Genomic DNA, 26,220 nt, shown 5'->3' with positions numbered 1-26,220 from the left:
TTGATTTTCAAAAGTCACAATGAGATAAAAGCGGCAATAGTTGTTAGCTAAATCGTTAAAGTTGCAAAAGTATACCCACTTTAGCAAAAGATAGAAGTGTTATTCCACCTCTTGCTTTCAAGGAGCACGGCAATCTAAATTCGCGCATTGCTTTTCTGTATAACTATTTTCTGTATTACTATGAAATCAAATAAATACGCTTTATTTGTATTGTGTCTCATAAATTGTGTCCCATAGAAACAGACAAAAGCATTAATCACCAAAAGATACTAACACGCCATAGAATATTTAATAGTGCTATAGCACCAACAAGCAAACGAGTTTTTAACAAAATTAAGTACGGTGAGCCATATAAAATTAACATAACCATAAAAATAGATAACATTTTTTGATGAAAATGTTTCTCAAATCCATTCACATTATTGTGGCTTATAGTATTGTATAAGTAATAAAGCAGTACGATATTGAATATAACGAATTAAAAGGTTACTTATGACCCAGTTAAGACAAGCGAAATATCGTCAGGATTATCAAGCACCTGATTACACAATTACAGAGATTGACCTCGATTTTAATCTTGACCCAGTGAAAACGATTGTTACCGCAGTAAGTAAGGTAAAACGCCTTAATCCACAATCATCAACGCTTGAGCTCAATGGCGAAGATTTATCGTTAGTCAGCATCGAAGTCGATGGTAAAGCGTGGCAAAACTATAAAGAATCTGAAGGTAAATTGATTATTGAATCATTACCTGAATCTTTCACACTACGGATTGTGAATGAAATTAGCCCTGAGAAAAATACCGCCCTAGAAGGGTTATATGTTTCAGGTGAGGCGTTATGCACACAATGTGAAGCGGAAGGTTTCCGCCATATTACCTATTACCAAGACCGACCAGATGTATTAGCTCGCTATACCACCACAATTACAGCTGATAAATCACGTTATCCTTATTTACTTTCAAATGGTAACCGTATTGCAGAAGGTGAACTGAATGATGGGCGTCATTGGGTGAAGTGGGAAGACCCATTCCCAAAACCAAGTTATTTATTTGCCTTAGTTGCAGGTGATTTTGACGTTTTAAAAGACACCTTTGTCACTCGCAGTGGTCGTGAAGTTGCGTTAGAGCTCTTTGTTGATAAAGGCAATTTAGACCGCGCACCTTGGGCAATGCAGTCCCTGAAAAATGCCATGAAATGGGATGAAGAGCGCTTTGGTTTAGAGTATGACCTTGATATCTATATGATTGTTGCCGTTGATTTCTTCAACATGGGAGCAATGGAAAATAAAGGGTTGAATGTCTTTAACTCTAAATATGTTTTAGCTAAAAGCGAGACAGCGACGGATAAAGACTATCTGAATATCGAATCCGTAATTGGCCACGAGTATTTCCATAATTGGACAGGAAACCGCATTACTTGTCGTGATTGGTTCCAATTGAGCCTTAAAGAAGGGCTAACCGTTTTTCGCGACCAAGAATTTAGTTCAGATTTAGGCTCTCGCTCTGTCAACCGTATCAACAATGTCAAAGTAATGCGTTCAGCCCAGTTTGCTGAGGATGCAAGCCCAATGGCGCACCCAATCCGCCCAGACAAAGTCATTGAAATGAACAACTTCTATACTTTGACGGTATATGAAAAAGGATCGGAAGTCATTCGCATGATCCACACTCTGCTGGGTGAGGAGATGTTCCAAGCAGGTATACAACTTTATGTTCATCGCCATGATGGCAGTGCGGCAACCTGTGACGATTTTGTGCAGGCGATGGAAGATGCGTCAAATGTTGATTTATCATTATTTCGTCGTTGGTATAGCCAATCAGGGACACCAGTTTTAACTGTTCGTGATGAATATGTGCCAGAAAAACAGCTATATACGCTACATGTTAGCCAAATGACGCCACCTACGGCAGATCAAGCTGAAAAGCAACCATTGCATATCCCATTGGATATTGAGCTCTATGATGAACAAGGTGAAATTATCACGCTAAAACGTGAGGGTAGCGTGGTAAATTCGGTGCTAAACATTACGCAAGAAACTCAAACGTTTGTTTTTGATGAGGTGACAAGCCGCCCAGTTCCATCCTTATTGCGTGAGTTTTCAGCCCCTGTAAAATTAGATTACAACTATACAGATGAGCAACTAGCTTTCTTGATGCAGCATGCAAGTAATGAATTTGCTCGTTGGGATGCGGCTCAGCAACTCATTAATAATTATGTAAAAATTAATGTAGCTTATTATCAAAAAGGTGAAACATTAGTTTTACCTGAGCCAGTGGTAGATGCTTTTCGCGGTGTATTATTAAGTGATTCGATTGATCCTGCATTAGTCGCATTGATCTTAACGTTACCTTCCGAAAATGAGCTGGCAGAATTATTTACGGTTATCGACCCTGTTGCGATCCACGAAGTTGTAAACTTTATTCATCATCATTTAGCGGTAGAAATGCATGATGAACTTCTCTCGGTTTATCGCTCCATTAATATTGATGGCTATCGTGTTGATCACCAAGATATCGCTAAACGCTCATTGCGTAACATTTGCCTGCAATACTTAGCTGCGGGTGATGATAGCGAGCTGGCGAACAAATTAGTGTTGGAACAATACCAATCTGCCGATAACATGACGGATTCATTGGCCGCATTGACCGCAGCTAACGAATCACTGTTACCTTGTAAAGCACAGTTAATGGCAGACTTTGATGAGCGTTGGCACCATGACGGGTTAGTTATGGATAAGTGGTTTACCCTACAAGGGGCGAACCCTGCGAAAGAAGCCCTTGCTAATGTACGTGAATTATTGGGGCACCGCTCATTTAGCATGAGTAACCCTAACCGTGTTCGCTCACTTGTTGGGGCTTTCACAGCGGGGAATCCTGTTAATTTCCATGCGGAAGATAGCAGTGGTTATCAATTCCTGTATGAAATTTTAGTCGATCTAAATACACGCAACCCGCAAGTGGCTTCAAGACTGATTGAACCGTTGATCCGTTTAAAACGTTATGACGAAAAGCGTCAAGCGCAGATGCGCAAAGTGCTTGAGCAATTAAAAGCGCTCGATAACCTTTCTGGCGATCTATTTGAAAAAATTACCAAAGCGTTAGAAAGCTGATTTATATATAGCTAACCAATTATTGGTTTTAATAAGCCGCTAAAATTTAATTTAGCGGCTTATTTGTTTATGGCAAGAATGGAATATTAAATGAGAGATAACTATCATAAAGTGGTTGTTTTCCTCAAAAAACTAGGCAAATGAATTTTTATTGATTTTTTCATGGTAAAAGGGCGGTGAGATAGGGTAATCTATAGCGCGTTTTATCCGACGAAAAAAATCGCATGTATGAATGGCAGCTCGGCAAATCGTATTTGGCGGGGTTTTAGCATGCGACATGATGTCTACTCTATTGAAACGTACTAGTAAAAATAGGTTATTGGATATGCTATATCACCTTGCCCGCAAGGCACTATTCCAGTTCGACCCTGAAAAAGCTCATGAATTGACTTTTCGCCAGCTTCAACGTTTAAATCATTCTCCTTTTCAATGCCTTATTCGCCAATCTGTTGCCACTAAGCCCGTTCAATGCATGGGACTTTCCTTCAAAAACCCACTAGGACTCGCTGCGGGTTTAGATAAAGATGGCGAGTGTATTGATGCATTCGGTGCCATGGGGTTTGGGTTTATCGAAATTGGTACGGTAACTCCTCGTCCTCAGTCTGGTAATGACAAACCGCGGTTATTTCGACTTGTAGAAGCTGAAGGTTTAATTAACCGGATGGGGTTTAATAATAAAGGTGTCGATAACCTTGTCGAGAATGTTAAAAAATCGAATTACGGTGGGATCATCGGTATCAATATTGGTAAAAATAAAGATACGCCTGTCGAACAAGGTAAAGATGACTATTTAATTTGCATGGATAAGGTCTATGCACATGCCGGTTATATTGCTATTAATATTTCTTCCCCAAATACACCAGGGTTGCGAACATTACAATATGGCGAAGCACTGGATGATTTATTAAGTAGCATAAAAGCAAAACAACTTGAATTACAATTACAGCACCAAAAATATGTGCCAGTTGCTGTCAAAGTTGCGCCTGATTTATCTGAAGAGGAAATTATCCAAGTTTCAGATAGCCTAGTTAGACATAATATCGATGGCGTCATTGCAACGAATACCACGTTAGACCGCTCTTTGGTTCAAGGGATTAATCATTGTAATGAAGCGGGTGGGTTAAGTGGTCGTCCTGTGCAATTAAAAAGTACGCAAGTTATTAAACTTATTTCACGTGAGTTAAATGGAAAACTGCCAATAATTGGAGTCGGTGGAATTGATTCCCTTACCGCGGCACGTGAAAAAATGGAAGCGGGTGCCTCTTTAATTCAAATTTATTCTGGTTTTATTTACCATGGGCCAAAATTAATTAAAGATATTGTTAATCATATCTAGTAATAAATTGTAAATTTACGTATCAAGGGGGTTTATTTATTCCCCCTTTTAAACTATATTGCTAATAGTGGCTATTTTTATATCAAATTGATACCAATTTGCAGCTAGTTTGCTATTTAGATAACGACATTATCCGACTATTTATAAAGTAATTTATTTAGCAGATAATTTAGCGCATAAAAATACGCTTTAGAGTAAATTTAGAGAAGATCATGATATCGATCCTTTCTATTATATTTACCGGTAAATCGCTAAAGGATCGTTTATGAATATTAAACCTGATGATCATTGGCGTTGGTATTTTGATCATGACCATAATAGGGTGATGTTAGATCTCGCCAACGGCATGATATTTCGTTCATGTTTTCCTGCTAAGATGCTAACGGTTTTTGCTCGTAATGAGATGCCATTTAGTATCGAAGATGCAGGTGAATATTATTTATTCGATGAGCAGGCTAAAAGATTAAATATTACTCATGAAGAAAGAGCTGAATTAGTCTTAAATAGCTTAGTTGCTTTTCGTTTTTTAAAACCACAGATGCCAAAGAGTTGGTATTTTTCTTCATTTCACTATATTCGTGAGCCTAAGCAAGGGCAAATAATTCAAGTGTGTTTAGAAAATACGAACCGTTACTTCACATTTATTATTGCGGAAGCTGGTCCATCTGCGAGTTTATGTTTATTAGCTGAACCAATATTAGAATTACCCGATCGAACTTTACGGTTTTGCGATCCAATTAAGATCATGAACGATCGCATGCTTGAATATTCATCTAAAGTGAAACGTCAACTATACGGTAATGCTATTTAGGTGATCGCCAAAGATCGTGGAAAAAAGAATAACTAAATAAATAGGCTTTTGTTAATTTAATTAATCTCGTTTTGAGTGTTTAACACCATCATAGAATTGAACCCTTGATGGTGTTAAAAAGCAAAACCAACGCTTAATTAAATGCTAATTTAACGGATGTTTTCGGGATACAGCTACAAGCGAGTATATAACCATTTTCTTTAATGGCGCTTTGTTTTAACGGGGTGACTTCCCCCGAAATCAGTTTAATTTTACAGCGGCCACAGATACCAGCACGACATGAATAAGGGATCGTTAGACCATTGGATTCTAATTGCTCAAGGATCACATTTTGGTTATCACCTTCATATTCTGTTTCTTCAAAAATTAAACTGACATTATTGGCTTGAGTTTTTAAACTATTAGCAGCTAGAGCACTTTCCCGTTCTTGAACTAAATATTGTTTTGCTGGTTTAGTTTCTAATACCGTCAGGGTATCACCAACACGAATAACCCCCGTATTTTTAATAATTACATTTTGTCCGAAATCGACATCACCAGTTTCATCTGAACGGAAGGTTTGCAGTGTTGCAAGTGGCTCACTGTGAGGATGTTTAATTCCTTTTTCTGGGCTAACGGTCGTTAAAATGCACCGGCTACATGGCCTATCTAATGTAAAGACGACATCACCTATTTGAATGGTTTTCCATGTATCTTCTTCAAAAGGCTTGGCACCTGTAATAATTAAATTGCCACGAAACTGCTCTAATTTAATACTAGCAGGGCAACGGCGCTGTAGTTCTTGGACTGAAGCTTCGTTGATCAGTAAGAAAGGGTAGCCATCAGCAAAAGACATCGGCACATCTTGGTGTTCTTTGACACGGCGAGAAAGCTGTGGGCTCAGCCAGCGTAGTTGTACGGGCTCATCAAAAAAGGTACTTAACCAACTATTTATCGCTTCAGGCGCAATAAGTGCATGAAAATGATTGCCCCAAACTTCAGTAGGGCTCTGCTTATCGTTAAAGTCCTGATACAATACCGTTGCACTTTCGCCATTTGGTGCTCGCAAGTGAAGACCATTATTGAGCATTACCGGTGTAAAAAGTAACATTTGTGGATATTTTCTCGCCGTAATAAATTTACCTTCCAGCGTGGTTACCATAAAATTACGATCAAAAGTCAAACCGCTAATATCAGCGAAGGCGTGGGATAAACGAACTCCTCGCATAGATTTAACTGGGTGTGTGTAAAGGCGCGAAAGCGTTATCATTTTTTAATCCTTATAATTGTGCGTAGCAACTTTATGACAACTGCATAAGATTAGCTATAATGCGCAACAATTTTTCATCCAAATTGGTAATAAATACTATGAATTCTCTGTTTGCCAGCACAGCTCGCGGCCTTGAAGAACTACTGAAAACGGAATTAGAATCGCTTGGCGCTAGCCAATGCAAAGTGGCCCAAGGGGGTGTCTATTTTCAAGCCGACGAACGTGTCATGTACCAAAGCCTACTGTGGAGTCGGCTGGCATCGCGTATTTTATTGCCACTGAATGATTTTGATGTCTACAGTGACTTAGATTTGTACCTCGGTGTACAAGCTATCGACTGGAGTGAAATTTTTTCAGTCAATGATACCTTTGTTGTTCATTTTACTGGGACTAACGAAGAAATTCGCAATAGCCAATACGGTGCATTGAAAGTGAAAGATGCTATCGTTGACAGCTTCGTACGCAAGCTTGACCAGCGCCCTGATGTGGCTCGCCAACAAGCAGATATTCGTATCAACGTTTACTTAAATAAAGAGAGAGCCAGTGTGGCACTCGATTTAAGTGGTGATTCATTACATATTCGTGGCTACCGTGATTTGGCAGGCCAAGCGCCCTTAAAAGAGACACTGGCGGCGGCAATTATTAACCGCTCAGGTTGGCAGCAAGGAACCCCATTGGTCGACCCGATGTGCGGTTCAGGAACATTATTAATTGAAGCTGCAATGATGGCAACGGATAAAGCCCCCGGCTTACACCGTACGCATTGGGGTTTCTATGCGTGGTCTAAATTTAACGCGGAACTTTGGCGTGAATTAACTACGGAAGCACAAGTGCGTTTTCGCCAAGGTTTGAAAGAGACGACATCCCGCTTTTATGGTTTTGATATCGACAAGCGTGTACTTGAAATGGCTCGTGCTAACGCACGTCGCGCAGGGTTACAAGATTTAATTACCTTTAAGCAAGGTGATGCAGCAGCATTAGAAAACCCAGTTAATACTGATACGCTAGGCACCATTATCAGTAACCCACCTTATGGTGAGCGTTTAGAAAGTGAGCCTGCTTTAATTGCGCTACATAGCCAGTTAGGGCGTATCGTGAAGGCTCGATTCCCCGGGTGGCGTTTATCAATTTTTAGTGCTTCTCCTGAGCTACTCAGCTGCTTGCAACTGCGTTCAGAACGTGAGTTTAAAGCCAAAAACGGCCCTTTAGATTGCGTTCAAAAGAATTATCAATTAGCGGCTACACCGTCAGAAACCATTGCGGAAATTTCACCTGATTTTGCAAATCGTTTACGTAAAAATATCAAGAAATTAAGTAAATGGGCGAAGCAGCAAGGGATCGATTGCTACCGTGTTTATGATGCCGACCTACCTGAATACAATGTTGCGGTTGATATTTATGGCGATAAAGTCGTGATCCAAGAATACGCGCCACCGAAAACCGTTGATGAACGCAAAGCTCGTCAACGCCTATTTGATGTGATTACTGCAACAATGAATGTGTTAGAACTGACATCGAATCAGCTAGTGTTAAAAACGCGCCAGCGCCAAAAGGGCAAGCAGCAGTATGAGAAATTAGCGCAAAAAGACGATTTCTTTTTAGTACAAGAATACAATGCGAAAATGTTGGTGAATTTGACGGACTATCTGGATACGGGGTTATTTCTTGACCACCGTATTGCCCGTAAAATGTTAGGCCAGATGAGTAAAGATGCGGACTTTTTAAATTTGTTCTGTTACACCGGTACTGCTACTGTGCATGCAGGGCTTGGTGGCGCGAAAAGCACCACTTCCGTTGATATGTCACGTACTTATCTTGAGTGGGCTGAAAAAAACCTACAAGCGAACGGGCTAACAGGTCGTCAACACCGTTTAATTCAAGCGGATTGCTTGAGTTGGCTGGCGAATAGCCAGGAACAATTTGATTTGATCTTTATTGATCCCCCAACATTTTCAAATTCAAAACGTATGGATGGTACATTTGATGTACAACGGGATCATATCCAGTTGATTACCCATCTAAAACGGTTATTACGCCGTGGTGGAACCGTGATGTTCTCTAATAACAAACGTGGTTTCAAAATGGATCTTGAAGCAATTAAAGAATTAGGATTACAAGCACAAGAAATCACAGCGAAAACACTGTCAGAAGATTTTGCTCGTAACCGTCAAATACATAACTGCTGGCTAATTAGCCACGCAGAGTAAGGATAGAATCAATGGCTTTAATTAATTTGTCGGGTGCATACCTTTCGTTTAGTGATGCACCTTTACTCGATAATACTGAAATTCATATCGAAGATAACGAACGTGTATGTTTGGTTGGCCGCAATGGTGCGGGTAAATCAACGTTAATGCGTGTGTTAACGAAAGAGCAGCCGCTGGATGACGGTCAATTAATTTACGAACAAGACTTGATTGTTGCTCGCTTACAGCAAGATCCACCGCGTAATATTGAAGGTACTATTTTTGATTTTGTGGCTGAAGGCGTTGCAGAACAAGCTCAGTACCTTAAAGATTATCACCATGTTGCGAAAGAGGTCGAAACCGACCCGAGCGAAAAAAATCTCAATAAATTAGCTGAATTACAAGAGGTGTTGGATAACCGTAATTTATGGTTATTGGACTCTCGTATCAGTGATGTACTGAAAAAACTTGGTTTACCTGCGGATGCAGAATTATCTTCATTATCAGGTGGTTGGCTACGTAAAGCGGCTTTAGGTCGTGCGTTAGTGAGTAACCCGCGAGTACTCTTTTTAGATGAGCCAACCAACCACTTAGATATTGAAACGATCCTTTGGCTGGAAAATTTCCTAAAAGACTTCCAAGGTAGCATCGTATTTATTTCCCATGACCGTTCATTTATCCGCAATATGGCAACGCGTATTATTGATTTAGACCGTGGGCAATTAGCGTCTTGGCCGGGTAATTATGATGACTACTTGGTGAATAAAGAAGAAGCTTTGCGTGTTGAAGAGATGCAAAATGCAGAATTCGACCGTAAATTAGCCCAAGAAGAGACGTGGATCCGCCAAGGTATTAAAGCGCGACGGACTCGTAACGAAGGGCGTGTTCGTGCGTTGAAAGCGTTACGCGTAGAGCGTTCAGAGCGTCGTGAAGTGATGGGCACAGCGAAAATGCAAGTGGGTGAAGCTGCCCGTTCTGGAAAAATTGTGTTTGAAATGGAAAATGTGAATTACCAGGTTGATAATAAAGTACTGGTAAAAGATTTTTCAGCTCAAGTATTACGTGGTGATAAAATCGCTTTAGTTGGGCCAAACGGTTGTGGTAAAACAACATTGTTGCGTTTAATGCTGGGGGATTTACAAGCAGATAGCGGACGAGTGCATTGTGGTACTAAGTTGGAAGTCGCTTATTTCGACCAGCACCGTGCGGCATTGGACCCAGATAAAACCGTGATGGATAACTTAGCGGAAGGCAAACAAGAAGTCATGGTGAATGGTAAGCCACGTCATGTTCTTGGTTATTTGCAAGATTTTATGTTTCCACCAAAACGTGCGATGACCCCTGTTAGGGCGCTTTCTGGTGGTGAACGTAACCGCTTGTTACTTGCACGTTTATTCCTAAAACCAAGTAACTTATTGATCCTCGATGAACCGACTAACGACCTTGATGTCGAAACTTTAGAGTTACTCGAAGAGTTAGTTGATGGTTACCAAGGAACGGTTTTATTGGTTAGCCATGACCGAGAGTTTGTCGATAACAGCGTGACAGAGTGCTGGATCTTCGAAGGTAATGGGGTCATTAACCGTTTTGCTGGCGGGTATTACGATGCTCAACAGCAAAGAGCACAAACCGTGAGTTTGAAAGCAGAACAAACAGGTAAAGTAGCTGGCCAAGATAAACCGACGAAACCGAAAGAAGCGGTAAAACGGTCAAATAAGCTCAGTTATAATTTATTACGTGAATTGGAACAATTGCCAGCAAAATTGGAGCAACTTGAACGTGATATTGAAACACTGCAAGCTCAAGTTGGTGATGCTGATTTTTTCAACCAACCACATGATGTGACAGAAAAAACGCTGAGTCAGCTATCTTCAAAAGAAGCTGAATTGGAGCAAGCGTTTGATCGTTGGCAAGAGCTTGAATTGCTGAAAAACGGCTAATAACGCTTTAATTAAAGGAGCAAATACACTTTGTGCAACCATGAGTCTCATGAACATGTGCTTTGTCCTCAGTGTGACATGTTGGTTGCGGTTCCTGAATTGGAGCAAGGAAGCAAGGCAACATGTCCACGCTGCGAAACCACATTGGTCTCAAAGTGGCGATATCCGTATAAGCAGCCAGCAGCATATGCATTCAGCGCATTAATTATGCTATTTGTTGCCTGCTTATTCCCCTTTGTTAAGATGGGCGCCGCAGGGATTGAAAATGAAATCTCGCTATTCCAAATTATTGAAATTATAGCCGCCACGCGCTATAGCGGTTTGGCACTCTTTTTTCTATTCTTTTCATTGATTATCCCTGCATTTTGCATGGTCACAATTATCCTTTTAGGGTTGCAAGTTCATATTCCTAAAGGCATTAAAGTGGTGATCACCCGTATTTTGTTCCAAATGAAAGCGTGGTGTATGGCTGAGATTTTTCTAGCGGGGGTCTTAGTCAGTTTTGTTAAATTAATCGCTTATGGCGATATTGGCATTGGGTTAAGCTTTTTACCTTATTGTGTATTTTGTATGCTGCAAGTGAGAGCTTTTCAATGCTTAGACCGCCATTGGCTATGGAACCGAATTGAAGCAGCACCGAAATTAGATAGGCCGTTAATCGTCGGCCAGACGGGTATTAAGCAAGATGTACGTTTATGTCTTGTGTGTACGGCAATTTTACCTGCTGAACAATCAAAATGCCCACGCTGCCACTCTCATGGTAGTGTACGGAAAAATCAAAGTTTACAATGGACTTTGGCACTTTTAGTGACATCAATTATGTTGTATATCCCTGCAAATGTGTTGCCAATGATGACCACAAATACGTTGGGAACAGCATTAAATTCGACCATTATTGATGGCGTCATCTTGCTGTGGGAAGACGGATCATATCCTGTTGCCATGGTGATTTTTATTGCCAGTATCATGGTGCCTACATTGAAAATGATTGGAATTGCATGGCTTTGCCTAGATTCCAAAGGGTACGGTAATCGCGACCCACATCGTATGCATTTTATTTATGAGTTAGTGGAATATGTTGGCCGTTGGTCAATGATAGATGTGTTTGTTATCACTATTTTAGCCTCTTTGGTTCAAATGGGGCAGTTGATGAATATTGTCCCTGCGATGGGGATTATTTTCTTTGGTGTGGTTGTTATTCTCACAATGTTTGCAGCGATGACTTTTGACCCTAGATTAACTTGGGATCGCTGTGAAAGAAAAAATGCAGTAAATACTGTTGAACAAGAAGGAGTCATCGGGTGACTGATAAAGAAACACCACAGGCCAATGCCAAAATTAGCAAGCTAAAAAGTTGGTCGCCTGTATGGGTGATCCCAATAGTGACAGTCTTGCTTGGTGCTTGGGTCTTATTTTACCACTTTAGCAACCAAGGCCCTGAAGTGACATTAATCACTTACAATGCCGAAGGAATAGAAGCGGGTAAAACCAAAATTAAAAGCCGCAGCGTTGATATTGGCGTTGTCGAAAGTGTGACACTTGATGATAACTTTAGTCGAGTGATCATTAAAGCGCGCTTGAATAACGAAATGAAAGAGTTGTTGCGTACCGATTCCGCGTTTTGGATTGTAAAACCGACAATCGGGCGTGATGGCGTCACCGGGCTGGGCACATTACTTTCAGGTGCTTATATTGAGCTTCAGCCGGGGTTAGCGGCAAAAGAGCATTTCGAGTTCACTCTATTGGATACTCCGCCTCTTGCATCACCAGATGCCAAGGGCATTCGTGTCGTATTGGTGAGCGATAAGGCAGGGCAGCTAAACCCGGGTGACCCAGTGTTATTCCGTGGTTATCGAGTCGGTTCTGTTGAAACCAGCGACTTTGATATGGATAAACGCGATATGCGCTATCAATTATTTATCAATGCACCTTATGACAAATTGATTAGTTCAAATGTACGTTTTTGGAAAGACAGCGGTATTGCTTTTGATATGTCATCCCAAGGTGTTCATGTTGAAATGGGCTCAATTGCTACACTGCTTACCGGTGGTGTAAGTTTTGATGTTCCAACGGGGTGGGTTCCTGGTGCAAATGTGAAGGAAAATACTGAATTCCAACTGTTTGACAACCAAAGCAGTATTCAAAATTCCTTGTATACACAGTATCAAGACTTTGTCTTATTTTTCTCAGACTCAGTGCGAGGCTTGCAACCGGGTGCACCGGTAGAGTTCCGTGGTATTCGTTTAGGTACCGTTGCACAAGTGCCTTTTTATACGGAAGGTTTAGACCAATCTCTGGATAATGACTTTAGAATTCCTGTTTTGATTCACATTGAGCCGGAACGTTTCTCTAAGGATGTCGGTAAGAACTTTAATTTGAAAAATGAATTAAATTTAGCCTTGAAAGATGGCTTGAGGGCATCATTAAAGTCAGGGAATTTACTCACTGGCGCATTATTTGTTGATCTGGATTTTGTGCAAAATGCAGAGCCTTATAAAGGCCCAACTGTGGTTGCTGGCTATAAAATCATCCCAACAACCAGTGCAGGTTTAGCGCAAATTCAACAAAAAGTCATTGCGGTGTTGGATAAAATCAACAATATGCCAATTGAACCGATGCTTAACCAAACAACACAAACATTGGCAGAAGGGCAGAAAGTTGTTAAAGAAGCTAATGCGATGTTGGCACAACTCAACAAAGTTATGGCGAGTAAAGAGTTCCAAAATTTACCTCATGACTTGCAAAAAACACTGCAAGAAATGAACCGTGCAATGCAAGGTTTCCAACCTGGTTCACCAGCCTATAATAAAATGGTGGACAACATGCAGCGTTTAGACCAAGTATTGAGAGAAGTTCAGCCGCTTTTACGTACTTTGAATAATAAGAGTAATGCGTTAGTTTTCGAAGCTGAACCAACGAAGGATGTTGAGCCTAAAGGAGTGAAAAAATAATGAGATATTTACTATCGATATTTGTTTTATTATTGGCAGCTTGTAGTAGTACTCCAGAGAAAAAGTACTACCAATTGCCAATGAAAACTCCTCAGACACAATCTGCAGAGGTGATGAATAAAGGCCAAGTATGGTTGCAACGCATTATGTTATCAGATGTGCTGACATCAAATGGGATTACCTACCAGACGACAGATGTCAGTTATACCAATGCAAGTACACATCTATGGGCTAGCCCATTAGAGCAACAGCTTGGTCAGTCGATGGTGAGTGAATTATCTGCAGCGTTACCTGAAAAACTGGTGTCTTTGCAGCCATTACAGAACTCACCGGATACACTTGATATTACTTTAACAGCCTTTAATGGGCGATATGACGGCAAAGTATTAATCCAAGGTTTTTGGACTTACTCTCATGATAAAAATGTGATCCGCCGTAATTTTGATGTGCAGCTAGACCAAAATGAAGATGGCTACCCTGAGCTGGTTCGTACGTTATCGATGGGTTGGCAACAAGTGGCTGAGAGTATTGCGAAAGAGATAGATAAATACTAATCTTTGATTATTACTTAAGTAATTTATATTAAATGCACCTTGAATATATGTGGTTTATATATTCAAGGTGCATTTTTAATTTAATTAAATATAGATATTCTTTTAATTTATATATTAGTGAATAATAATTGCTTTTGTTCTCTAATATTATGATAAATAAAAGAATATTTTTATTTTTAATTAAAATCAATAGGTTATGTTAATTGTCATATACAAGTCACATTTATGCCATTTATGACAAATATATGAAAATCTTTACTTGATTTTTTTATCAACGGGCGCTATTTCTATAGGGTACCTATTAAAAATAGTAGGTGCTGTTTTCTTTTCCATTTAAATGATGAGGGAAGTAAGGCATGAAAAGACAGAAGCGAGACCGTTTAGAAAGAGCTTTATCAAGAGGTTATCAAGCAGGTTTAGCAGGGCGCTCTAAAGAGTTGTGCCCGTATCAAGCAGTAGATGCTCGGTCGCATTGGCTAGGTGGTTGGCGAAAGGCGATGGAGGATCGAACCATAGCGGTGGTGTAACCCCCCACATTCTTTGATCGTTTAGCTTAAATAACCTGTACTCGTTTTCTTGAGTATTTTTCGGGTTTTTAAGTTTAAGATATCAATTCATTTAAGAACCTCCGCGATTGCGGAGGTTTGCATTTCAAATGTTTAGAATGCGCTCGTATCTTTAAAAAGACCCACTTTTAAGTCCGTTGCAGTATAAATTAATTTACCGTCAACTAATACTTCACCGTCAGCTAACCCCATGATCAGCTTACGGTTAATCACGCGCTTAAAGCTGATGCGGTAAGTGACTTTTTTCGCAGTAGGCAGAACTTGGCCAGTAAATTTAACTTCGCCAACACCTAAAGCACGTCCTTTACCTTCACCACCGAGCCAGCCAAGGTAGAAGCCAACTAGCTGCCACATTGCATCGAGGCCCAAACAGCCTGGCATGACAGGGTCGTTTGTGAAGTGGCAGCCAAAAAACCAAAGGTCTGGATTAATATCCAGTTCAGCTTCCACATAACCTTTGTTAAATGTACCGCCATCTTCAGTCATACTGACGATACGATCCATCATCAACATGTTTCCTGATGGGAGTGGAGGACCATTTTCTCCAAATAACTCGCCTTTACCAGAAGCAATTAAATCATCTTTTGTGTAGGATCCGCGTTTCTCAACCATGTTCTTAAGATAGCCTTTATTATGTGTAGGGCTACAGGATAGCTTACACTTGTACGCTGAACAACTCCGATCTGCTATTTTTTACGCAATCTTTACTTAACTAATCCATTTTAAGAACCAAGGAAGTCTGGCTTTATCAGGTGAGTTTGCTTGATTGATTCGCTCTTGAATTAAAGCTAACAGGTGTACATTTTCTTCTTCAGCTTGTTGTTCAAAGTAAGGTTGCTTAGTCAGTAAAGTAATGGCTTGGGCGACATGTTCAACAGGCCAAATATGGAATTGGCCTTCTTGTACGGCTTCAACGACAGCTGATTTAGTACATAAGTGGCGAACATTTGCCATTGGGATAATGACACCTTGATTGCCTGTTAACCCACGTTTTTCACAGATATCAAAGAAACCTTCAATTTTTTCATTCACCCCGCCAATAGGTTGAACATAGCCAAATTGGTCAACCGCACCTGTGATAGCAACTTGTTGATCAATAGGCTGTAGTGATAATGCGCTAATTAAAGCGCACAGCTCTGCGAGTGATGCGCTATCACCATCAACTTCACCATAAGATTGCTCAAAGACGATAGAGGCGGAGAAAGGCTGAGGTTGCTCTAATTTAAGCTCGTAATTTAAATAGGCTTGCATGATCATCATGCCTTTGGCATGGATATTCCCACCCAGCTCTGCTTTACGTTCTACATCTGTGAATTCACCGTCACCTAAATGTGCGACACAGGTAATACGGGATGGCTCACCAATGGCGTCAGGGTGCCCTGGATATTGCAAGACAGACAAGCCATTAACTTGGCCGATAACTTCGCCCTCAGTTTTAACGAAGATTTGTTCTTGCAGAATATCGTCCTGAGTACGTTCAGCAAGAAAACTGTGGCGCCATTGGCGGTTTTCATTTGCTTGCTTAAATGACTCTTGAGTCAACAAATGGTTAACATGGTAATGGCTGGCATCAACAAGAGAGCGAACTAACCAAAGAATATCAAGAGGAAGATTAAATTTATCCTCACAGTAACGTACAGCTTGTTGGATAAAAGGGACCCATCCATCAGGCGAAATATGTGGTAATTTATTGGAGTCAATAATGGATTTTATATAACGCATCCATAAGCTCAATTGTTCCTCATCTTCGAAGAACATAACAGGCTCATATTCGCCATAAATAGCGCAGCTAAATAGCTCCGGTGATGTAAATTCAAATTCTTCTAAAGCTAATCTATCACCAACAATAATAACTTTAAGCTCTAAAGGTTGTGGCTCAATTTCAATCGGTAAAGGCTGATTTTCAGAATAAGGCAACCATTCAAGTTGTTGACGGTTAACCATATTTTTTAGGCGAGCCCACATTAAAGGTTGGTTGATTAATGCGCTAGCTGCGATAACTAAGATCCCGCCATTAATTTGGTGAAGTAATCCTGGCACTAAATTTAATGAAGGGGTGACATAGCCAAATAATTGTTCGGGTTCTATCCAACTACGGTAAGCGATTTTTTCATGAGAAGAGAAACGGCTTTTAACACCACTTTTCCACTGAAAAAGACGGCTATCTTCAGATAATTGATAATCACCATCAATGGTATTTATCTCTGCCAGTAAGGGGGTAATTGCATTAGCATAAAGGCTAAGATACGCCTCACTTTCATCAGACTTGATAAACATAAAGCGTGTTTGGGCAAATTCATCAACGAAATGTTGTAAGCCATCAGATAGCCTAGGCTGAATATCTGATAAAACTGTAGGGGTCAACGTTTCTGAAGATACAAATTTCGTCTGAAATGACGATAAGTTAGGAATTAGGCCTTGCCATGTTAGTTCTTGACTGATCACTATAATTATCTGCTATTAATAGGGTTATAAATAAAATGCCTGCCAATAAGCTGGGCGTATATGCCTGAATAAGGTTTATTTAATAAATTTGCTAAATAACATTGTTTGTTTTATAAACAAATTTCAGGCTCATTCATTACCCAATGGGCAAGCTTGCTATATTAGCCTTTGATAGGCAATCTTGCAGCAATAATTGTTGAATTATCGACTAGAATAACGAAAACATAAATACAATTGGTAGTGTCATTGGCCAAGTTAAGCCAATAAGTATGGCGCTCAGTAAGCGCATAAAACAGTTAGGGTCTTTTGTTACGAGTAGGGTAAATAGCATTGCGCATACACCGCCAATCCCATAGATGACGAGTATGTATTCAAATGTGGACATGCAGTTTTATTAATTTGTTAACAGATAGGGGCAGATTGTACACTATTTTTACAAGGGTAGGTTATCTTCTTTATTGAAAGAGTGAATATTCCACTAAATCGAATATCTGCTTGAGTATTTTGTATATAATCTTGCTAATATAAAGATAGGTTCAATTTTCTTCAGGAAAAATTATGAAATATCAGCAGCTTGAAAATCTTGAATGTGGCTGGAAATGGGAATACCTCGTCAATAAGGCAAGGGGTGGCGAAGCAATTACCCGCTATATAGAAAGAAGCGCAGAAAAAGAAGCGATAGACTTGCTGCTAAAAATGGAAAATAGACCGATTGATGTACTAAAGTGGATCACTCTGCATATGAATCCAGAGCTTGATAATCGAATGAAACAGAGTATTCGAGCGAGGCGCAAGCGTCATTTTAATGCAGAACACCCACATACACGTAAGAAATCAATAGATTTAAACTTTTCGGTGTGGCAGCGTTTGTCTAATCTTGCTGTGAAGCGTAATAAGACGTTGTCTGAAACTATTATTCAGTTGATTGAGGACGCGGAACATAAAGATAAATATGAAAGCCAGATGAGCTCATTGAAACAAGATTTACAAGCTATCCTTGGGACACCAAAGGGAACGGATAATTAAAAAAATCAGTGATGAGCGTCATTGCATCGTGTGTGTCCAAGCAAGATACCCTTATTACAGAATTAGATTTTTTAAAAGTAAATTTTTGGGTTGTACTTATTTTGTTATTTCTGATGATAAAAAACCCCAATATTCATTGGGGTTTTTGTTTTTCAGTTCGAAATTCAAACTAGGGCTAAGAATTAAGCACCTGGTTGAGTTACAACTTCAGTTGTACCTTGGATTTCGATTTCAACGCGACGGTCTGGCGCTAAACACTCGATCAGAGCAGCACGGCCTTTAACATCGTCACATTTGTTACCAGTTACTGGATCTTCTTTACCACGGCCTTCTGCAGCGATTGCGCTAGCTGGAACGCCTTTAGCAACTAAGTAGTCAACTACAGACTGAGCACGTTTTTGTGACAGTGGCAGGTTGTAGTTTTGTGAACCGATACGGTCAGTGAAACCAACTACCAGTACGCGACCTTGAGTTGGGTCGATGCTGCTCAGTTCGTTGTACAGCTCATTCAGAGCTTCTTGACCTTCTGGTTTCAGGCTTGCTTTGTTGAAGTTAAACAGAACGTCTGAACGCAGAGTAAAGCGTTTGTTTTCAACAACTGGAGCTGGAGCAACAACCGGAGCTGGAGCAACAACTGGAGCATCAGCTTGACCGAAACGGTAAGCAACACCAACGCTCAGCATGCCGTTGTCTGGACGAGTACCGATGTTGTCTTTATCACCTAAGTTGCTAACCCATTGGTAGTCTAAACGAGTAGCCCACTCTGGAGTGATTGCATACTCAAGACCTAATGCGTATACAGGTGCAACGCCAGTGTCAGTTTCTTTGAAACGTTGGCCATTTTGGTGAGCTTTAGCTTCTGTACGGTAAACCATACCACCTAAACGAGTGTAAACATCTAAGTCATCCATGATTGGATAGCTTAATTTGGTAGTTAATGAAACACCCATAGATTTCAGGTCACCGCTGTTACCAGCGCCTTTGTATTTCATTTTACCGAACCAATCATAGCCAAGCTCGAAGCCTAAGTATTGGTTATATTGGTAACCAGCGTAGGCACCTGCACCGATTGTGTCACGGTCAGTGCTGTTACCAACAGTGCCCCAACCTGCATAGTCTGTACCAGTTTTTGCTGGATTCAGGCTAGTGTCTTCATAGTGAGACCAACCTAATTTAGCACCGGTATACCAAGTGTTATCTTTTGGAGCTGCTTGTGCAACGGTTGCAAAAGCTGCTACTGCCACTGCTACTGCGATAGCTGTTTTTTTCATTTTTACGCCTCGTTATCATCCAATATTGGCTTGGCTTCGCTGAGCCTTATTATATGCCATTGGTTTAATTTACTTGCTAGGTTTCGCAGACATTATCTACAAAAAAATAATAAAAGTAAAAAAATAATGCCATAAGCCGAACAAGCTAAAGTCTACAACGAACTTAAAAAGATACAAGTAGAGTGAGCAATAATCGTTAAAAAAAGTGTTTTTTTAGTGTATAAATCAGAGAGATATGTATATTTTTAGCAATGATTATTTTTAATCTATCTGATTGATCTACAATACTTTTAATTTAACTTTAGAGACAAATATGTCTAAAGGTTAAATTTAGTAAGAAAATTCTTAATCTTGCCTAGTGGTAATGATTTGAATGAATTTTTAAGTGGTTTGACTGTCTTGCTTGTGTACTAACCATATCATATGTTTTCTGTGGGCGCATAATTAAACCGATAGAACGGCCTTCTTGAGCAGCATATTGCAAACGAATAAAATCTTGCTCGCTTATTTCCGGCAGCCACCCCAAAACCACACTATAATTACCACTTCTTAATGCTTTTTCCATGGCATCAATCGTAGTGATATCTTCCATATGATTTAATTGCATAACTTTATTGGTGGGTATACCTGATTGTTCTAACCAGTGTTTACTGAGTTTTTTATTAGGACTTAGCCAGAGTAACCAGCGTGATTGAACCCCAAACTGGCGAAGCATGGGTAATAAAATGTAATCCATAATAGGGTGTTTTTCATCGTAAACAAGTTCGCTCACCATACCTTGTTGCATAGAGCTGTTAGTAAGCCCTGTCGCAGGGATTGATTGTGCGTAATTATTAAGAGAATGTTCTGTTGAGTTGTTCCAAGAATAGATGCTCATAATTTACCTCGTTACAATGCTGTATGAACATACAGTAACTGTATATCCATCCAATATCAAGACTATTTTTTCAAAGCGCTTCGCAACTTTGTTGTTTTTTTCTGCATTCTTCTTGGCATTTTTTATGGATGCTCTCAAAATTGGTTATGCGTAATTATCTGTAAAAAAAGAAATTATAAAATTAATTTTCTCAAGGATGAAAATTGAGCATACCCAAAAAGGAGTTTGGTAATGTTGTTAGAAGAAGAAAAAAATTTTTATTTATCCCGTTTGTTAAGTCAGTTTGGCGAGTTAAAACGTAAAAATCATTTCGGTGGGTTTTGTCTATTAGTCGATGATGCAATTGTAGGGTTGGTACTCGACGGTTGTTTTTATTTGCGTGGCTGCTTAGTGGCAAGAAGTCACTTTGAAGCGTCAGGGTTTAATCGATTAGTTTATACTAAAAAAGGCATTCCATTGGAAATGCGTTACTACCAACTTTCGGAACAAGTTTGGCATGACGAGTCCTTGTTTCTTCAATATATTGAGCTGGCATACCGTTCAGCTATCGAGGAATTAAAACAAAAGCAATCAATGACTATGCGTATAAAAGATTTGCCTAATATGAATATGTCGGTTGAGCGCGCACTAGGGAAAATAGGTGTATCTCATGTTGATGATTTGCGTTTGATGGGCGCAAAGGCTTGTTTTATGAAGTTAAAAAAACATGGTAGGAATAACCCCAGTATTAAGTTACTCATTGGCTTAGCCGCTGCAATAGAGGGGTGCCATAGTGCTGTTTTACCCAAGGATATCAAACAAGAATTAATCGCTTGGTATAATAGTTTTGAGTTGACGTCAGCCTAAACCTGCGAAAGTGGACTGGTATTTTTGTAGTTAATATTACATTACGCCATATGAAGATGGGCGGGTATTTAGAATTTCAATACCCGCTCATCGGTATATTTATGACGCACTAATGGTTCGAATTATTTGTTTTATCTCAGGAATTAGTTCGAGCAATAACTTAGTTTGTTCCATGATAAGTAACGTTTTTTCGTCATCACTGGTTGAAATGTTATCTATGCGCTGCAATAAACTGTGGCGAAGTTTATCTGATTTTTCATCAATAACGAGTGGGTCAATGGTTGTGATTTGTAGCGATGATTCAACATAACAAATAGCGTCGTTGAGTAATGAAAGATTACCTTCATTTTGCATTTTTTCACGATGCGCACCTAATGCAGAGATATAGCTGAGTAAAGTGTGGTTTAAGCAGAGAAGGCGAAAAGCTTGTTCTTGAGTGATTCGATAAGACTTAGGGTCAGAAGCCATATTGGAGACAATAGAAGCGAATTCTGCATCATTATTATGTGCGTCTCTTCGTGCGATTCGATATTCAAGGCGGTTGTCTTTACCTTGGTAGTACTGTTGTAAAATAGCATCTAAATAACGGCAGTTGCTATCCATGGTTTTTTGTATGACCTGGGGAAGTTGACGGAATTTCCAGTCAGGCCAAATGAAGCTGACGGCAAGTAATGCAATAAAGCAACCAATTAATGTGTCAATGATCCGTGGAAGTGCAACGTCAAACCCTTCGCCAAGTAGGTTAAAACAAAACAAGACGAGTAGCGTGATAAATAAGGTTGCTTGGGCGTATTGGCTACTGCGAAACATAAAGAACAGTAAACCAGAAATAACGATTAGCGTGAGTTGGCCTTCCATTGAAGGGATTAAATTCAGCAAGGGTAAGCCAATGAGAATACCAACAATCGTGCCTATTATACGTAGAGCTAAACGGCGTTTAGTGGCGCTGTAGTTAGGTTGGCATACAAATAAGCTAGTGAGTAATATCCAATATCCTCTTTCCATATCAAATAGTTGGATGATGATATAGCCAGTACAAAGGAGAATTGACATTCTGACCGCATGGCGAAATAAAGAGGATTTCGGGGTTAAATGGTGTTTAACTCGCGAAATAATATCACTAATACCTGATAACGATTCGTCAGATAATTGCTCTATTTGTTTATTATTTTGCTGCCATGTACTTTGCTCAAGGCTTAGGCCTTTAAGTTGAACGTCAATGCCTTTTAAGTTTTTAAGCAAGTTATACAGAGCTTTAATTTCATGAAGCTCAGGTGATTGCTGTTTTAGTAGCTGTAGCGATTTTTCAATGTAAGTGAAGGTACGTTCAAAACGAGGGTTATGTTGGTATTGTTTACGCCATAAAACCGATTGAGCAACTTGCTGGCAGGCTCTTGCTTGCATGGTTAGTAGGCGTTGGAAACGAAATAAAATATCACAATGACGTAAAGTACGGCTAAGTTGTTGGTATTGTATGTGAGATGAACTTGCTCGTTCGTGAATATCTTGGGCAACAAAATAATAATGCAGTGAATTTCGCGTGCCTTTTTGTCCCCGATCTCCTTTTAATCGGCTCAGTAATGCAATTTTAGCTTGGTTCATGGTGCTAACTAAATGACTGTTAACTAAAGCTAAATCATAAACTGAACGTTGGTAGTCATCTTCTAAGTCTGGGTCAAATAAGTTGGCTTTTGCATCTAGATAAGCTGAAAGTTGCTGGTAGCATTGGGTTATTGCATCTTGTAGTGGCCTAACAGGAAATAAAATATGGCCAATCAAAGTTAAGATATTATACCAAATTGCTCCTGTGAGTAATAATGCAGGTTGTTGGTACCAAGTATCAAAAATAGGTACACCGAGCATGGTATAAATGGCAATTAACAGTGCACCAAATGCGATGGTTGCGTATCGCTGCCCTAAAGCACCAAGAAGAATAAAACCACACGTGGAAAAGGCGAGGCCAAAAAAGAAAAACAAAGGGTATGGAAACAGCAGTTCAATTGAAACGGATGCAATAAAAAAACAAAAAAGTGTAATAATTAAATTTTTTATTCTGCCAGTTAGCCTATCATCTAAGTCAGTCAGTGCTGCAGCAACCACGCCCAAGGTAAGTGGGATAGTGATTTTAGGCTCTTGGTTTAATAACCACGGCACCAAGGTTGCGCCTGTCAGGGCTATAAAGATTCGGATATAATATAAAATATGGCTGTTATATAGCACACGACGATAACTGGTAAGCAGTGTTAGCACAAAGTACCTCAAAGGTAAGACAAGCCCTAATCTATATAGGATAGCTTGTTTGCAAGGAATAAAAAACCGTTTGGAATCAAGCCAACCGTATTTTTGTCATTGATTTTCTCAGGTGCAGGACGTATGGAACTGAAATCAACACAGATTGGACAGCGTCTGGCTCAGCATCCCTACAATCGGGTTCGCTTGCTCAACGCAGGTATTGAAGTGAGTGGTGAAAACCACCAATATCTTATCCCATTTAATGAACTCATTGATATTCGTTGTAAGAGAGGGATTGTTTGGGGGGAGTTAGAATTTGAAATTGTGAATGAGCAGGTTGTTCGTTTACATGGTACGGAATGGAAGCAAACTCAGCGCTTTTATCATTACTTAAATGAAAAATGGCAACAATGGAGCACTGAAATGAGCCACGTCAGTGCTAGTGTATTGAGTGAATTAGTTAATTCGATTGAACAATTGACGCAACAAGATCATTGGTTGACGTTGCGCCACTTAGCCGAGATAAAAGATAAAATATCACAGAAATTCTCATCGCTACCTATGCCTTTGGCGCGCCTTTTATTATTTGAAAATTGTGCACCACAATATCACGAATGCTTAAATTGGCTAAATAATGGCCAAAACTGTCGACGGCAAATTAACGATCACTGGTGTGAGTCTGTCTTAGTTCACTATCACGATTTTTTCCAGCAAGTAGAAACATCACCACTCAATTATTCACAGTCTTTATCTGTAATTAATGGTGAGGATAACGTATTAGTACTGGCAGGGGCTGGGAGTGGTAAAACATCAGTCCTCGTGGCTAGGGCTGGCTGGTTGATCTTGCGGGGTTTGGCAAAACCAGAACAAATTCTATTGTTAGCTTTTGGTCGCAAAGCGGCAGATGAAATGAATGAACGTATTCATTCACGACTACAACAAGATATTGAAGCAAAAACTTTCCATGCTCTTGCTTTACACATTATTCGTGAAGGTAGCAAAAAATCGCCAGTAATTAGTGAGTTAGAAACTGACACTCAAAAACGGCAAACACTATTATTAAATGAATGGCGAGAACAATGTTCAGCAAAGAAAGCACAAGCAAAAGGCTGGCGAGAATGGCTTTCTGAAGAATTGCAGTGGGAAATTCCAGACGGTGAGTTTTGGAAAGACGAAAAATTAAGCAATAAAGTGGCTGCTAGGTTAGACCGTTGGCTAAGCTTAATGCGTATGCATGGCGGTAGCCAGAAGGACATGATTGATAATACGGAAGAAGAAATAAGGGACCTTTTCCAAAAGCGCATTCGTTTAATGGCGCCGTTATTGAAAGTGTGGAAAAGCGCTTTGAAAGATGAAGGTGCAATTGATTTTTCTGGATTAATTCATCAGGCCATTAACATTTTAGAGAAAGGGCGTTTTATTAGCCCATGGAAACATATTTTAGTCGATGAGTTCCAAGATATTTCGCCTCTTAGAGCTAAATTATTGCAGGTACTACGACAGCAGAATAAGCAAACGACGTTATTTGCTGTTGGAGACGATTGGCAGGCTATCTATCGGTTTAGTGGTGCAGAATTAGACTTAACAACATCGTTTGAGCATAACTTTGGCATTGGAGAACTTTGCGCTTTAGACACCACTTATCGTTTTAATGAGCGTATTGGTGAAGTGGCTAACCAGTTTATTTTACAAAACCCAATGCAGCTAGATAAACCATTGAATAGCTTAACGAAAGGGAATAAAAAATCGGTTATTCTTCTTTGTGAGGATGCCTTTGAACGTTTGTTGGACAAAATGAGTGGCTATGTGCTTGATGATGAAACGGTATTAGTGCTAGCCCGCTACCATTATTTAAAACCTACTATTTTAGATAAAGCCAAAACTCGTTGGCCAAAATTAAATATTCAGTTTATGACGATTCATGCCTCAAAAGGGCAGCAAGCAGACCATGTCATCATTTGTGGTCTGAATAGCGGAAAGGATGGTTTCCCTGCTCCTGCGCGCGAATCAATCATTGAGCGAGCTTTATTGCCTAAACCAGAAGATTTTGATCACGCAGAAGAAAGACGTTTGCTGTATGTCGCATTAACACGGGCTAAGCAGCAAGTTTGGTTACTCTATGACCCAGAAAAACCGTCAGAATTTGTTGATGAACTCAAGCAATTGGGCGTTCCAAAGCAAAAGAAACCTTAAGGTAATCTTATTTTGTATTAAGCGCCAGAATGCTGTGGCGCTTAATATTGGTAGATTAGTTAGTTCGTTTATTTAAATAGCTTTCGTAATCAGGAATAACGACGTCTATTACATTATCAAAATAGGGTGATGTGATTAAAAAATCAGCAGTTGCAGGGTTGGTCGCGACAGGAATATTCCAAACTGTAGCCAAACGTAGCAATGCTTTAACATCAGGGTCATGAGGTACAGCGTTAAGAGGGTCCCAGAAGAAAATCAAGAGGTCGATTTTTTGTTCTGCGATCATTGAGCCTATTTGCTGGTCTCCCCCCATAGGGCCACTTAGCATACTGGTGACCGGCAACCCAGTGTGCTGGTGGATTAAATTACCTGTTGTGCCGGTTGCGTATAATTTGTGAGTTTGGAGCCGTTCATTGTTTTTCTTAGTCCAAGATAATAATGAAGGTTTACAGTGGTCATGGGCAACCAAAGCAATATTTTTTGAGGCTGTAATTTTACGGGTTGTTGATTCCATGATATTCCCTTAAGTAAGATGCGAGATAAACATCTTTAAAAATTGAATGAGCAAAGATATACAACATATATCATAATGCTAGTGAATAGTTTATAGGTTTTGGGAGATATTT

General features: G+C 39.8%; 20 protein-coding genes. 12 read left to right on the top strand and 8 right to left on the bottom strand.

The annotated features are described in order from the left end of the window. Nucleotides 1–492: 492 nt before the first annotated feature. The 3 genes from pepN (at nt 493) to PR809_RS01725 (ending at nt 5,258) form a co-directional block, all read left to right on the top strand. Nucleotides 493–3,111, top strand: a complete 2,619-nt coding sequence (gene pepN / locus PR809_RS01735) for an aminopeptidase N (protein ID WP_206276671.1) — start codon at nt 493–495, stop codon at nt 3,109–3,111. Nucleotides 3,112–3,436: 325 nt separating this feature from the next. After that, complete coding sequence (pyrD, locus tag PR809_RS01730) at nt 3,437–4,447, top strand: quinone-dependent dihydroorotate dehydrogenase (protein WP_102138501.1); 1,011 nt, start codon at nt 3,437–3,439, stop codon at nt 4,445–4,447. A 265-nt stretch (nt 4,448–4,712) separates the two neighbouring features. Beyond that, a complete protein-coding gene (locus PR809_RS01725) occupies nt 4,713–5,258 on the top strand; it encodes a cell division protein ZapC (RefSeq protein ID WP_102138502.1) in 546 nt (181 codons plus the stop codon). A 133-nt stretch (nt 5,259–5,391) separates the two neighbouring features. On the opposite strand, the gene PR809_RS01720 is transcribed toward PR809_RS01725, so the two are convergent. Continuing rightward, the gene (locus PR809_RS01720) at nt 5,392–6,507 is read right to left on the bottom strand and encodes a YcbX family protein (protein ID WP_206276672.1); all 1,116 of its coding nucleotides are present in this window, start codon (nt 6,505–6,507) and stop codon (nt 5,392–5,394) included. Nucleotides 6,508–6,605: 98 nt separating this feature from the next. Between PR809_RS01720 and rlmKL the strand changes: the two genes are divergently transcribed. The 6 genes from rlmKL (at nt 6,606) to rmf (ending at nt 14,665) form a co-directional block, all read left to right on the top strand. Next, complete coding sequence (gene rlmKL, locus PR809_RS01715; RefSeq protein WP_166185314.1) at nt 6,606–8,714, top strand: bifunctional 23S rRNA (guanine(2069)-N(7))-methyltransferase RlmK/23S rRNA (guanine(2445)-N(2))-methyltransferase RlmL; 2,109 nt, start codon at nt 6,606–6,608, stop codon at nt 8,712–8,714. 11 nt (nt 8,715–8,725) lie between these two features. Then, complete coding sequence (locus PR809_RS01710) at nt 8,726–10,633, top strand: ABC transporter ATP-binding protein (RefSeq protein ID WP_102138505.1); 1,908 nt, start codon at nt 8,726–8,728, stop codon at nt 10,631–10,633. 30 nt (nt 10,634–10,663) lie between these two features. Continuing rightward, a complete protein-coding gene (gene pqiA, locus PR809_RS01705; protein WP_102138506.1) occupies nt 10,664–11,938 on the top strand; it encodes a membrane integrity-associated transporter subunit PqiA in 1,275 nt (424 codons plus the stop codon). Next, complete coding sequence (gene pqiB / locus PR809_RS01700) at nt 11,935–13,584, top strand: intermembrane transport protein PqiB (RefSeq protein ID WP_102138507.1); 1,650 nt, start codon at nt 11,935–11,937, stop codon at nt 13,582–13,584. The genes pqiA and pqiB overlap by 4 nt, the downstream gene beginning before the upstream one ends. Next, entirely contained in the window at nt 13,584–14,138 is a 555-nt protein-coding gene (gene pqiC, locus PR809_RS01695) for a membrane integrity-associated transporter subunit PqiC (RefSeq protein ID WP_166185312.1), read from the top strand. The genes pqiB and pqiC overlap by 1 nt, the downstream gene beginning before the upstream one ends. Before the next feature lie 356 nt (nt 14,139–14,494). Beyond that, the gene (gene rmf, locus PR809_RS01690) at nt 14,495–14,665 is read left to right on the top strand and encodes a ribosome modulation factor (RefSeq protein ID WP_004256131.1); all 171 of its coding nucleotides are present in this window, start codon (nt 14,495–14,497) and stop codon (nt 14,663–14,665) included. A gap of 132 nt (nt 14,666–14,797) precedes the next feature. Here rmf and fabA read toward each other — a convergent pair whose 3' ends face one another. From fabA to PR809_RS01675, 3 genes are all read right to left on the bottom strand, one after another. Further along, nucleotides 14,798–15,316, bottom strand: a complete 519-nt coding sequence (gene fabA, locus PR809_RS01685; protein ID WP_004909641.1) for a bifunctional 3-hydroxydecanoyl-ACP dehydratase/trans-2-decenoyl-ACP isomerase — start codon at nt 15,314–15,316, stop codon at nt 14,798–14,800. 96 nt (nt 15,317–15,412) lie between these two features. Next, nucleotides 15,413–17,149: an AAA family ATPase gene (locus PR809_RS01680; RefSeq protein ID WP_206276951.1), complete on the bottom strand. Its 1,737-nt coding sequence runs from the start codon at nt 17,147–17,149 to the stop codon at nt 15,413–15,415. 208 nt (nt 17,150–17,357) lie between these two features. Continuing rightward, nucleotides 17,358–17,534, bottom strand: coding sequence for a GhoT/OrtT family toxin (locus PR809_RS01675; RefSeq protein ID WP_004909646.1), 177 nt, complete (start codon nt 17,532–17,534; stop codon nt 17,358–17,360). Between the two features lie 173 nt (nt 17,535–17,707). Here PR809_RS01675 and matP point away from each other — a divergent pair, with 173 nt between their 5' ends. Further along, the gene (matP, locus tag PR809_RS01670) at nt 17,708–18,175 is read left to right on the top strand and encodes a macrodomain Ter protein MatP (RefSeq protein WP_166185307.1); all 468 of its coding nucleotides are present in this window, start codon (nt 17,708–17,710) and stop codon (nt 18,173–18,175) included. Between the two features lie 182 nt (nt 18,176–18,357). Here the strand turns inward: matP and ompA are convergent, their stop codons facing one another. Together ompA and sulA are read right to left on the bottom strand one after the other, a co-directional pair. Continuing rightward, on the bottom strand, nt 18,358–19,446 hold the full coding sequence (gene ompA, locus PR809_RS01665) for a porin OmpA (protein ID WP_166185304.1): 1,089 nt from the start codon (nt 19,444–19,446) through the stop codon (nt 18,358–18,360). 355 nt (nt 19,447–19,801) lie between these two features. Beyond that, nucleotides 19,802–20,323, bottom strand: a complete 522-nt coding sequence (gene sulA / locus PR809_RS01660) for an SOS-induced cell division inhibitor SulA (protein WP_166268055.1) — start codon at nt 20,321–20,323, stop codon at nt 19,802–19,804. Between the two features lie 231 nt (nt 20,324–20,554). On the opposite strand from sulA, the gene PR809_RS01655 reads away from it, so the two are divergent. Beyond that, nucleotides 20,555–21,169 (top strand): TfoX/Sxy family DNA transformation protein, encoded by a 615-nt coding sequence (locus PR809_RS01655; protein WP_102138513.1) that lies wholly within the window; start codon nt 20,555–20,557, stop codon nt 21,167–21,169. A 99-nt stretch (nt 21,170–21,268) separates the two neighbouring features. Here PR809_RS01655 and yccS read toward each other — a convergent pair whose 3' ends face one another. Continuing rightward, complete coding sequence (gene yccS, locus PR809_RS01650) at nt 21,269–23,419, bottom strand: YccS family putative transporter (RefSeq protein ID WP_148241594.1); 2,151 nt, start codon at nt 23,417–23,419, stop codon at nt 21,269–21,271. Between the two features lie 123 nt (nt 23,420–23,542). Between yccS and helD the strand changes: the two genes are divergently transcribed. Then, nucleotides 23,543–25,594 carry a DNA helicase IV gene (gene helD, locus PR809_RS01645; protein ID WP_166185300.1) on the top strand — a complete coding sequence of 684 codons (2,052 nt, stop codon included), beginning with the start codon at nt 23,543–23,545 and terminating at the stop codon, nt 25,592–25,594. A gap of 55 nt (nt 25,595–25,649) precedes the next feature. Here the strand turns inward: helD and PR809_RS01640 are convergent, their stop codons facing one another. Beyond that, nucleotides 25,650–26,108, bottom strand: coding sequence for a methylglyoxal synthase (locus tag PR809_RS01640; RefSeq protein WP_102138515.1), 459 nt, complete (start codon nt 26,106–26,108; stop codon nt 25,650–25,652). Between the last annotated feature and the right edge of the window lie 112 nt (nt 26,109–26,220).

The sequence above is a fragment of the Providencia sp. PROV201 genome, assembly GCF_028479545.1.
Classification (GTDB): domain Bacteria; phylum Pseudomonadota; class Gammaproteobacteria; order Enterobacterales; family Enterobacteriaceae; genus Providencia; species Providencia huaxiensis.
This window is presented reverse-complemented; position numbering and strand designations above follow the sequence as displayed.